The organism is Nocardioides sp., from assembly GCF_041600255.1.
Lineage (GTDB): Bacteria > Actinomycetota > Actinomycetes > Propionibacteriales > Nocardioidaceae > Nocardioides.
Window position 1 is genome coordinate 1 of sequence record NZ_JBFIKK010000114.1, and the last position, 10,912, is coordinate 10,912.

At 72.4% G+C, this 10,912-nt stretch carries 9 protein-coding genes; all 9 read right to left on the minus strand.

Annotated features, from left to right (window positions below; genetic code table 11):
* Positions 1–52: 52 nt before the first annotated feature.
* Complete coding sequence (locus tag ABZE72_RS12945) at positions 53–1,150, minus strand: hypothetical protein (protein WP_372729451.1); 1,098 nt, start codon at positions 1,148–1,150, stop codon at positions 53–55.
* The gene (locus ABZE72_RS12950; protein ID WP_372729452.1) at positions 1,147–2,205 is read right to left on the minus strand and encodes a hydroxymethylglutaryl-CoA lyase; all 1,059 of its coding nucleotides are present in this window, start codon (positions 2,203–2,205) and stop codon (positions 1,147–1,149) included. The genes ABZE72_RS12945 and ABZE72_RS12950 overlap by 4 nt, the downstream gene beginning before the upstream one ends.
* On the minus strand, positions 2,205–4,112 hold the full coding sequence (locus ABZE72_RS12955) for a biotin carboxylase N-terminal domain-containing protein (RefSeq protein ID WP_372729453.1): 1,908 nt from the start codon (positions 4,110–4,112) through the stop codon (positions 2,205–2,207). The genes ABZE72_RS12950 and ABZE72_RS12955 overlap by 1 nt, the downstream gene beginning before the upstream one ends.
* Positions 4,113–4,120: 8 nt before the next feature.
* The gene (locus ABZE72_RS12960) at positions 4,121–5,695 is read right to left on the minus strand and encodes a carboxyl transferase domain-containing protein (protein ID WP_372729454.1); all 1,575 of its coding nucleotides are present in this window, start codon (positions 5,693–5,695) and stop codon (positions 4,121–4,123) included.
* Positions 5,696–5,736: 41 nt separating this feature from the next.
* Positions 5,737–6,549 (minus strand): hypothetical protein, encoded by an 813-nt coding sequence (locus ABZE72_RS12965; protein ID WP_372729455.1) that lies wholly within the window; start codon positions 6,547–6,549, stop codon positions 5,737–5,739.
* Positions 6,550–6,728: 179 nt separating this feature from the next.
* Positions 6,729–6,929 (minus strand): hypothetical protein, encoded by a 201-nt coding sequence (locus tag ABZE72_RS12970; protein ID WP_372729456.1) that lies wholly within the window; start codon positions 6,927–6,929, stop codon positions 6,729–6,731.
* Positions 6,930–6,959: 30 nt separating this feature from the next.
* Positions 6,960–9,128, minus strand: a complete 2,169-nt coding sequence (locus tag ABZE72_RS12975) for an MMPL family transporter (RefSeq protein ID WP_372729457.1) — start codon at positions 9,126–9,128, stop codon at positions 6,960–6,962.
* A gap of 48 nt (positions 9,129–9,176) precedes the next feature.
* Positions 9,177–9,995, minus strand: coding sequence for a sulfite exporter TauE/SafE family protein (locus tag ABZE72_RS12980; RefSeq protein ID WP_372729458.1), 819 nt, complete (start codon positions 9,993–9,995; stop codon positions 9,177–9,179).
* Positions 9,992–10,912 (minus strand): rhodanese-like domain-containing protein (locus ABZE72_RS12985; protein WP_372729459.1); only part of this gene is annotated, 921 nt, incomplete at its 5' end. The genes ABZE72_RS12985 and ABZE72_RS12980, both read right to left, overlap by 4 nt.

Below are 10,912 nucleotides of genomic sequence, written 5' to 3' on the forward strand. Positions count from 1 at the left end.
CTGACCCACCCCCACGCGCGGCGTACCCCCGGGGAGTCGGGTCCGGTGTCGTTCACCTGTCGCGGAACCGGCCGGCCTGCAACCGGACCCGGTTGACCAGCTGGCGGTCGGGGTCCGGGCGGCTGGCCGCCTCGCGGGTCATCGCGGCCAGGGCGTCGATCGCGGCCCGCAGCTGCTGCTTGGACTTCACCTTGTCCGGATTCGACCAGACCGCGTCCTCGGCGGGTCGGACCGGGCGGAGCTCCTCGACGTCGCCGACGACGTGGACCTGGCTGCCCTCGATCCAGTCCAGCCACCGGTCGGTCTGCGCCTCGGCCCAGTCGAAGCGGCCCGGGGGCAGGGTGACCGGCGCGGACTTCCGCTTCACCAGCTGGTCCTGGGCGAGCATCTGCCGGATCAGCTCGTCGTACGCCGCCTCGCGCCGGGTCGCGCGGTCCATCCGCTTGTTGAGCTTGCGCACCACCTGGGTCTCGGCGATGCCCAGCGACTTGTTCGTCCGGCTGCTGTCCAGGGGTGCCCAGGCCGGGTCGATCCCGAAGACCTGGCACATCCGCTGCCAGAGCAGGTCCTCGTCGCGGCGCAGGTCGGCCGGCTGCGGGACGGTGACCACGTGCACCCGCTCGGGCGACAGCCCGGCGCCCCAGTTGCCGAGCACGGTGGGCAGGTCGAAGGCCCGGTAGAACCAGGGCTGGCCGCGCTCGACCCGGTTCAGGAACTGGCGGTAGGTCCACTTGCGGCCCTGCTTGACGCTCTCCTGCCAGGCGGCGGGCAGCTGGCGGCCGAGGTCGCGGGCCGAGTAGACGATGTGCACCTCGCAGCCGGAGAGGTCGCGCATCGCCTTCGCGATCCGGTCCGGGGTGGCGGGGGCGAGGATCTCGTGGCTGAGGATCGAGGTGCCGCTGCGCCGGTTGACCTTCTTGACCAGCGCCTCCCAGCTGCCCTCGGCGTGACCCTTGGGGCCGCCCCAGTCCTGGCCGAGCAGGTCGAGCGCCGCCCGGAACTGGGAGAGGCCGGGGCTGACCAGCGGCGAGCGGGAGGGGAAGTGCACGCCGTGGGCGGCAAGCGTGCGGGCGTTCAGCGCCAGGCGGTCCTGGAGGTACGTCGTGCCCGTCTTGGGCGCACCGATGTGCAGGTGGACGACACGACTCATGCGCCAGATTGTGCCGTACCCGGACCCGACCCGTCGGTCTGGGCGTCACCCGGGGAATCGCCCGACAACTCGTCCGAGGAATCGGCCGCCGGGACCGGGGCCGATCCGGCCAGCGCCCGCACCACCGCCGAGGGCGAGGGCCGGCCGAGCTGGCGGGCCATCCAGGTGCTGGTGGCGGCCACCTGCTCGAGGTCGACGCCGGTCTCGATGCCCAGGCCGTGCAGCATCCAGACCAGGTCCTCGGTGGCGAGGTTGCCGGTGGCGCTGACGGCGTACGGGCAGCCGCCCAGGCCGCCGGCACTGGCGTCGAACGTGGTGATCCCGGACTGGAGCGCGGCGTAGCTGTTGGCCAGCGCCTGGCCGTAGGTGTCGTGGAAGTGCATGGCCAGTTGGTCGGTGCCCAGGCCGGCCTCCACGAAGGCGTGCAGCAGGGCGGTGACGTGGCCGGCGGTGCCGACGCCGATCGTGTCGCCCAGGCTGAGCTGGCTGGCGCCCAGGTCGAAGAGCCGCTTGCCGACCGCCACCACCTGCTCGACCGGGACCGCCCCCTCCCACGGGTCGCCGAAGCACATCGAGACGTAGGCGCGAACGTCGAGGCCGGCGTCGCGGGCGCGCCGGACGGTGGGCTCGAACATCGCGAACTGCTCGTCGAGGCTGCGGTTCAGGTTCTTCTGCGCGAACGTCTCGGTGGCGGAGCCGAAGATCGCGATGTGGCGACACCCCAGCTCCAGGGCCCGGTCCAGGCCACGGTCGTTGGGCACCAGCACCGGGTGGTCGCGGCCGGCGTCGCCCAGCATCGTGAGCAGCTCGGCGGCGTCGGCCAGCTGGGGCACCCACCTCGGGTGCACGAAGCTGGTCGCCTCCACGATCGGCAGACCGGCGGCGACCAGCCGGCGGATGAACTCCGCCTTGGTCGCGGTCGGCACCAGGGCGGCCTCGTTCTGCAGGCCGTCGCGCGGGCCGACCTCGTAGATCGTGACCCGCTCGGGCATCCCGGAGATGGTGGTGGCGACCGCGGCTCCGGACGGGGCGGGGACGACAATGGGCGTGCGCATCAGCTCTCCTCGGACTCGTCGGTCGGCTCGCCCGGCTCGACGACGAAGAGCCGCGCACCGAGCGCGACCTGGTCGCCGGCCTTCGCCTCGACCGCGGCCACCACGCCGTCGAACGGCGCCTTCAGGCTGAGCTCCATCTTCATCGCCTCCAGCGTGCCCAGGACGTCGCCCTCGGCGACGGACTGGCCGGCCTCGACGCGGACGTCGAGGACGGTGCCGGGCATCGGGGCGACCAGGGTGCCGTCACCGACGGCCGCGCCGGTGTCCGCGAAGACGTCCGGGCGGGTGAAGACGTGCCGGTGGCCCTCGTGCACGACCTCGATCGCGTGCGGGTGGCTCGCCACCACCGCCTGCTGCCGGCGGCCGTCGAGGCTGAGCACCACCACGTTCTCCTCGCAGCGCAGCTCGTGGACCTCGACGTCGTCGACCAGACCGGCGGCCCGGTCGACCCGGATCACCCGGTCCAGCTCGACCAGGACCGGGGCCGGGTCCGCGCCCAGGCGCCAGCCGTCCGGGGAGAACGGGTGCGGGTCGCCGGAGGTGCGGGCCAGCCGGGCGACGTCGCTCCAGGCGGCGAAGATCCGGGCCACGTCCGGGTCGGGCGCGTCCAGGGTGGCAGTGTCCAGCCAGGCCGTGTCGATGGTCGCGTCGCGGAACTCGTCGCGAGCGCTCAGCGCGCGCAGGAAGCCGACGTTCGTGGTCAGGCCGAGGATCGCGGTGTCGTCGAGCGCGTTCAGCAGCGCCCGCCGGGCGGCCTCACGGTCGGGGCCGTGCACGATCACCTTGCCCAGCATCGGGTCGTACGACGTGCTGACGACCTGACCGCTCTCCAGCGCGGCGTCGACCCGGGCCCGCTCGGGCCAGCGGACCAGGGAGGCGGTGCCGGCCTGGGGCAGGAAGCCGTGGAACGGGTCCTCGGCGTAGACCCGGGCCTCGATCGCGTGCCCGGACAGGGTGACGTCGTCCTGGCCGATCGGCAGCTCCTCGCCGGCCGCGACCCGGAGCTGCAGCTGGACCAGGTCGATGCCGGTGACCAGCTCGGTCACCGGGTGCTCGACCTGGAGCCGGGTGTTCATCTCCAGGAAGTAGGCCTCGCCGGTGTCGCTGTCCAGCAGGAACTCGACGGTGCCGGCGTTCTCGTAGCCGACGTGCCTGGCCAGCGCGACCGACGACTCGGTGACCAGGCGGCGGATCTCCGGGGTGATGGTGGGCGCGGGCGCCTCCTCCAGCACCTTCTGGTGGCGGCGCTGGGTGGAGCAGTCGCGCTCGAAGAGGTGGATCACGTTGCCGTGGGCGTCCGCCATCACCTGGACCTCGATGTGGCGCCCGTGCTCGACGTACTTCTCCACCAGCATGGTGTCGTCGCCGAACGAGGAGAGCGCCTCGCGCTTGGCCGAGGCGACCGCGGCGTCGTACTCGTCGGCGGAGCGGACGATCCGCATCCCCTTGCCGCCGCCGCCGGCGGCGGCCTTGACCAGCACCGGGAACTGCATGCCCGCGCTCGAGCCGTCGGCGGCGTCGCCGCGCGGGACGACCGGCACCCCGGCGGCGACGGCGATCTCGCGGGCGGCGTCCTTGCGGCCCATCGCGTCCATCACCTCGGCCGAGGGCCCGACCAGCTTGATGCCGGCCTGCTCCACCGCGCGGGCGAAGGCCGCCCGCTCGGAGAGGAAGCCGTAGCCCGGGTGGATCGCGTCGGCGCCGGTGGCCCGGGCGGCCGCGATCACGGCCTCGATGTCGAGGTAGCTCTGCACGCGGACGGCGTCGTCGGCGGCCTGCACGTGCAGGGCGGCCAGGTCGAGGTCGGTGTAGATCGCGACGCTGCGCAGGCCGAGGGCCCGGCAGCCCCGGATCACCCGCAGCGCGATCTCGCCACGGTTGGCGATCAGGACGGTGTTCAGGGTCATCGGTGCGCTCACATCCGGAAGATGCCGTAGGAGGGGTCCGGGATCGGCGCGTTCGCGGCGGCCGCGAGCCCCATCCCGAGCACCCGGCGGGTGTCGGCGGGGTCGATCACGCCGTCGTCCCAGAGCCGGGCGGTGGAGTAGTACGGCGAGCCCTGGGCCTCGTACTGGTCGCGGATCGGGGCCTTGAACTCCTCCTCGTCCTCGGCCGACCAGTCACCCCCCTTGGCCTCGATGCCGTCGCGCTTGACGGTGGCCAGCACGCTGGCGGCCTGCTCGCCGCCCATCACCGAGATCCGGGCGTTGGGCCACATCCACAGGAAGCGCGGGTCGTAGGCCCGCCCGCACATGCCGTAGTTGCCGGCACCGAACGAGCCGCCGATCACGACGGTGAACTTCGGCACCACCGAGCAGGCCACCGCGGTGACCAGCTTGGCGCCGTCGCGGGCGATGCCGCGGTTCTCGTACTCGCGACCGACCATGAAGCCGGTGATGTTCTGCAGGAAGACCAGCGGCACGCCACGCTGGTTGCACAGCTCGATGAAGTGCGCGCCCTTGAGCGCGGACTCGCTGAACAGGATGCCGTTGTTGGCGATGATGCCGACGGGGTAGCCGTGGATCCGGGCGAAGCCGCAGACCAGGGTCTCGCCGTAGAGCTTCTTGAACTCGTGCATCCGGGAGCCGTCGACGATCCGGCGGATCACCTCGCGCACGTCGTACGGCGTGCGGGTGTCGGCGGGGACGACGTCGTACAGGGTCTCGGGGTCCTCGTGCGGCTCCTCGGGCTCGTGCACCGGCAGCGAGCTGAGCTGCGGTCGCTCGAAGGTGGCGACGATGCTGCGCACGATCGCGAGCGCGTGCGCGTCGTCCTCGGCGAGGTGGTCCACGACGCCGGAGGTGCGCGCGTGCACGTCGCCGCCGCCGAGCTCCTCGGCGGTGACGACCTCGCCGGTCGCGGCCTTCACCAGCGGCGGACCGCCGAGGAAGATCGTGCCCTGCTCCTTGACGATCACGGTTTCGTCGGACATCGCCGGCACGTAGGCGCCGCCGGCGGTGCAGGAGCCCATCACGCTGGCGATCTGCGGGATGCCCTTGGCCGAGAGGTTGGCCTGGTTGAAGAAGATCCGGCCGAAGTGCTCGCGGTCGGGGAAGACGTCGTCCTGCATCGGCAGGAAGGCGCCGCCGGAGTCGACCAGGTAGAGGCACGGCAGGTGGTTGTCGGCCGCGACGGTCTGGGCGCGCAGGTGCTTCTTGACCGTCATCGGGTAGTAGGTGCCGCCCTTGACGGTGGCGTCGTTGGCGACCACCACGCACTCGCGGCCGCTGACCCGGCCGATCCCGGTCACCACGCCGGCCGACGGCACGGCCTCGCCGGCGTCGCCACCCCCGCCGTACATCCCGGTGGCGGCGAGCGGGCTGAGCTCGAGGAAGGGGCTGCCCGGGTCCAGGAGCCGGTCGACCCGGTCCCGGACCAGGAGCTTGCCGCGGTCGGTGTGCTTGGTGCGGGCTGCCTCGCTGCCACCTCGGCGGGCGACGGCGAGCCGCTCCCGCAGGTCCTCGACGAGCTCCCTCAGGTCCTGGGTCACCCGTCTAGGTTAGCGATCGTTAACCGGTGCGTCCACACACCTCACTTCGGGGGTTCGGGCACCAGGCAGTCCACCCGGTCGGAGACGTTGCCCGAGTCGTCGACGGCGTACATCGCCCCGTCGCCGGTGCCCGTCAGGTGCAGGATGTCGCCGGGCATCTGCTTCTCGCTCGGGCCCTTGCGGTTCTGGGTGTACTTGATCTTCTGGCCGCTGGGGTAGGGGCCGAAGACGTGCCCGGTGCCGGTGTCCTCGAGGAAGACCTGGGGGTCGGGGTCGCGGTCGTCGGTCGCGAGCAGCACGTAGAACCCGTCCGGGTTCTGGCCGGACTTCGGGTTCTTGCCGGACTGCGGCACGTTCCCGCCCGGGTTCGTGGATTCCTGACAGGTCCCGGTCGGCGCGATCTCGTCCGGGTTGGACGAGGCCTGCACCGTGACGGTGACCGTCTGCACGAACTCAGGTCCCGGCAGTACCCCGTCGACCAGGAAGGTCACGGTGCAGACCAACACGGCCCCGGGGACGGCGTCCCACGCGACCGAGAGGGTCTCGTAGTACTCCACCAGCAGGCCGCCACCTGCGCTCCCGGCAGCCGCCACGATGCCGGCCACCCCGGGGGGCGAGTCGATCTCCTCCAGCTCGACCGAGAGACCGGGGTCGCAGTCGACGACCGGGACCACGGAGCCCGACGAACCCGCCGGCGTCTCCACCTCCTTGATGATCGTCATCGACCAGCCCTGTTCGAGCACCTCGTCGACGGTGGCCGGGTTCGCCCCCACGGCCACGGCGGAGCCGGCGCTCGCCACGGCGAGGGTCAGCGCGGCGGCGACGGTCAGGGCGGCGCGCAGCAATGGAGTCATCGGGAGTCCTTCCGGTGGGATGTCCTCCCATCGGACCAGCCCAGCTGCGCATCGACCAGACCCGATGTGACCACTCACCCCAGGAACGCATGGCCCGTCCGGGCCACCCCGGAAGGGCCATGCGAACCGACTCCGCATGGCCCTGCCGGGTGGTACGACGGTTGGGAACGGCGGGTGGGTCAGCGCCCGGTCAGCCGGCCCCAGAACCCGCCGGACCTCTCGGTCCGCGGCGCCTTGGGCGCCTTGGGGGCCTTCGGGGCCTTGGGGTGGCCGGGGCACTGCTGGGACTTCGGCACGCCGGCCATCACCTGGTTGACGTGCTGGCCGCAGCCGGCCCAGGTGGTCTTGCCGCACTGGCGACAGGCAACTTGACGACACATGGCGGAACTCCTTCGTGGGTGGTGGCTGGATCAGCCGTGGGAGAAGCGGATGTTGGGCAGCACGCGGGTCAGCCAGCGCGGCGACCACCAGGCGGCCTTGCCGGTGAGCCGGAGCAGCACGGGCAGCAGCACCAGCCGGACCAGGAACGCGTCCAGCAGGACGGCGACACCGAGGACGATGCCCATCTCCTTGGGCGGCAGCGGACCGGACAGCGCGAAGGTGAAGAAGACCGCCACCATGACCGCGCCGGCCGCGAAGATCACCCGGCCGGAGTGGGCCAGCGAGCCGACCATCGCCTCGTGGGCGTCGCCGGAGCGCTCGAAGTGCTCCTTGGCCGAGGCGAGCAGGAAGACGGTGTAGTCCATCGCGATCGCGAAGATCATCGCGAAGAAGAACACCGGCGCCCAGGCGTCCAGGAAGCCCTGGGACTCGAAGCCGAGCAGGTCGGCGCCGATCCCCTCCTGGAAGATCAGCCGCGCCACCCCGAAGGCGGCCGCGGTGGAGAGCAGGCTCGCCAGCGTGCCGAGCAGCGCGATCACCGGGGCCTGCAGGGCGACCAGCAGGAGCAGGAAGCCGAGCGCGAGGATCACGCCGACGACCAGCGGGGTCGACTCGTCCAGCTGCGCCTTGAGGTCGAGGTTCTCGACCGCGGCGCCACCGATCAGCGCGGAGTCCGGCAGGTCGGCGCGCAGCCGGTCCACGGTCTCGCCCAGCTCGGGGTCGGAGGGGTCGACGGTGGGCACGGCCTGGATCAGCGCGTAGCCGCTGCCGTCCGCGGCCGGCATCGGCGGCATCGCGGCCGCGATGCCCTCGTCCTGGCTGAGCGCCTTGCTGGCCGCCTGCGCCTCGGACTTGTCGACCACGACCTGCAGGGTGCCGGGAGCACCCTCACCGAAGGACTCCTGCACGAGGTCGTAGCCGACCCGCGCGCTGGCGTCGTCCGGCAGCACCTTGATCGACGGCATCGCCGTCTTCAGCCCGAGGATCGGGGCAGCGAGCGCGAGCAGCACCACGACCGAGGCGAGCCCGAAGATCACCGGGCGCTTCCACAGCCGCTCGCCCCAGGCCTCGAACTTCGCCGAGCGGTGCTCGCCGCTGTGCGACCAGGGCAGGGCCAGCTTGTTGATCCGGTGGTCGAGCTTGGCCAGCACCAGGGGCAGCAGGGTCAAGGTCGCCCCGAGCACGAAGACGACCGCGAGCATGATCCCGCCGGCCATCGAGCGGAACGACGGGGACGGCACGAGCAGCACGGCGGAGAGCGAGATCAGCACGGTGGCACCCGAGAGCAGGACGGCCTTGCCGGCGGTGTCCATGGTCTCGGCGATCGCCGCCCGGGCGGCGAGCTTGCGACCCATCCGGGCGGCCCGGTAGCGCACCACCAGGAAGAGCGCGTAGTCGATGCCCAGCGCGAGCGCGAACATCATCGCGAAGTTCATCGCCCAGATCGAGACCGGGACGAGCTGGTTGATCAGCACCAGTGAGCCGGCCGAGGCGACGAGCCCGGCCAGGGTCAGGATCAGCGGCAGACCGGCAGCCACGAGGGCACCGAAGGCGAGCACGAGGATGGCCAGCGTCACCGGCCAGGAGATCATCTCCGACTTCAGCATCGCCTCGAGGTTGGCCTCGTTGAAGTCCGACCAGAGCAGCGAGGCACCGGTCGGGTTGACTTGCACGGCGTCGGTGGAGAGCGCCTGCAGCTCACCCTTGAGGTCGTCCGCCACGCGGACCATCTCGTTGGGGTCGGCGCCCGCGCCGGCGAGCAGCACTGCCGTGCTGCCGTCCTCGCTCAGGGTGGCGCCCGGTTGCGGCTGCACCACCTCGGCGATCCGGGACTCACCCTCGAGGATCCGGGTGGCCTCGGCGAGGATCTTCTTGCCCTCGCCCTCGGTGACGTCGCCGTTCTGGGCGTGCACGACGACCTGGATCGCCGTACTGGCCTGGCCACCGAAGTGGTCCTGGGCGAGCTCGCGAGCGGCGACGGACTCGGAGCCGTCGGCCTGCCAGCCGGCGCCGGAGAGCTCTGCCTCGACGCGCGGGGCGAAGGCGCCGAGGCCGATGATCAGCAGCAGCCAGACGGCCGTGGTGACCTTGGCGTGGTCGACGACCCAGACGCCGAGGCGGCCCAGCGGGCCCGGCCGGGGGGCGGGGGGTTCGAGCGGCGCCGGTGAGACGTGGCGCGGTTCAACGGTGGTGGACACGGGTTCTCCTCAGGAGATCGGGGGGAATCGGGGGTGGGGGGTCGGAGGTCAGAAGAGGGCGGGCAGCGCACGCGCCGCGGTGTAGACGGCGACCGCGAGCACGAGGACCGTGAACGCCGCGGAGAGCTTCGTGGTGTCGGCGCGGTCCGCGACCCGGGCGCCGGCGATACCGGCGGCGACCGAGGCGACCGTGAGGGCGACGACCACGCCCCAGTCGGGCTGGGTGACGCTGCCGGCCCGGACGACCAGCGCCATCGAACTGGTCATCGCGATCACGACGAGCGAGGTGCCGACCGCGAACTCCATCGGCAGGGCCAGGGCCAGCACCAGGGCCGGTACGACGAGGAAGCCGCCGCCGACGCCCAGGAAGCCGGTGAGCAGGCCCACCACGGTCGCGGTGACGAGCACCTTGAGCGCCCGCGGACAGGCGCACGCGAAGGTGGGGCTGAAGGTGATGATCGGGTCGTCCAGCCGGGCGTTCGGGGTGGGCTCGCCGGTGCCGGGACGGAGCTGGCGCACCGCCATCACGCCGCCGACCAGGAGCATCAGGGCCGCGAACGACGCCAGCAGGACGGGCTCCGCAACGTGCGCCGCGCCCTTGGCGCCGGCCGCGGCGCCGCCGAGCGCGACCACGCCGAACGTGACGCCGCGGGCGAGCAGCACGTTGCCGGCTCGGTACGACGCGATCGCCCCGATCAGGGCGGTCAGGCCGACCACGACCAGCGACCCGGTCGTCGCCTGGGCAGGGCTCTGCCCGAGGGCGTAGACCAGCACCGGGACGGCCAGGATCGAGCCGCCCCCGCCGAGAGCGCCCAGGCTGAGCCCGATCAGCGCCCCGGCGAGGACGGCGAGGAGGAGAGTGGTCACGCCTCGGGCCCGACCAGGTGCAGCCCGACCTGCTCCGCGTTGTCGAAGGAGTCGTCGATCGCGACCAGCCGGTAGCCGGCGGCGGAGATCATCGAGGCCGCGACGGAGGCGCGGTAGCCCCCGGCGCAGTGCACCCAGACCTCACCGGCAGGCACCTCGTCGAGGCGACCGGCCAGCTCGTGCAGGGGGATGTTGATCGCGCCCGCGATGCGTGCGGCGGCGTACTCCTCCTCGCGGCGGACGTCGAGGACGACCACCTCGCGGTGGTGCCGGACCTGACCGAGGTCGGCGAAGGTGCCGGTCGGGAAGCTGGCGAGCTCGCCGGTGGCCCAGTTCTCCGGGCCGCCGGTGTTGTGGGCGGCCGGACGGTCGATGCCGATCCGGACCAGCTCGCGCTGCGCCTCGGCCACGTCGTCGGCGCTCTCGCCGAGCAGCGTGACCGGGGTGCCCCACGGGATCAGCCAGCCGAGGTAGGTGGCGAAGCCGCCGTCGAGCCCGAAGTTCAGCGTGCCCGGCGCGTGACCGGCGGCGAACGCCGTGCGGTTGCGCAGGTCGACGACCCACTCCCCGGCCTCGATCCGGCGACGCAGCTCGGCGGCGTCGGCGAGCTCGGGGGTGCTGAGGTCCGGCTCACTGGGCCCGGCCTGGTTGCCGGGGCTCATGTGGGCGTAGTACGCCGGGTAGGCGCCCAGGCCCTCGATCAGCTCGCGGACGTAGGTCTCCTCGTCCTGGGTCAGGGCGGGGTTGCTGCGCTTCTCGTCCCCGATCGTCGACTCGGTGGCGTCCGACTGGGAGGCGGCGCAGAACGACCCGAAGCCGTGCGTGGGCAGGACCTCGGTCGAGTCCGGCAGCACCTCGGTCAGCCGGTGGGCCGACGCGTGCTGGTGCCGGGCCAGGGTCTCGGTGTGCTCCTCGCC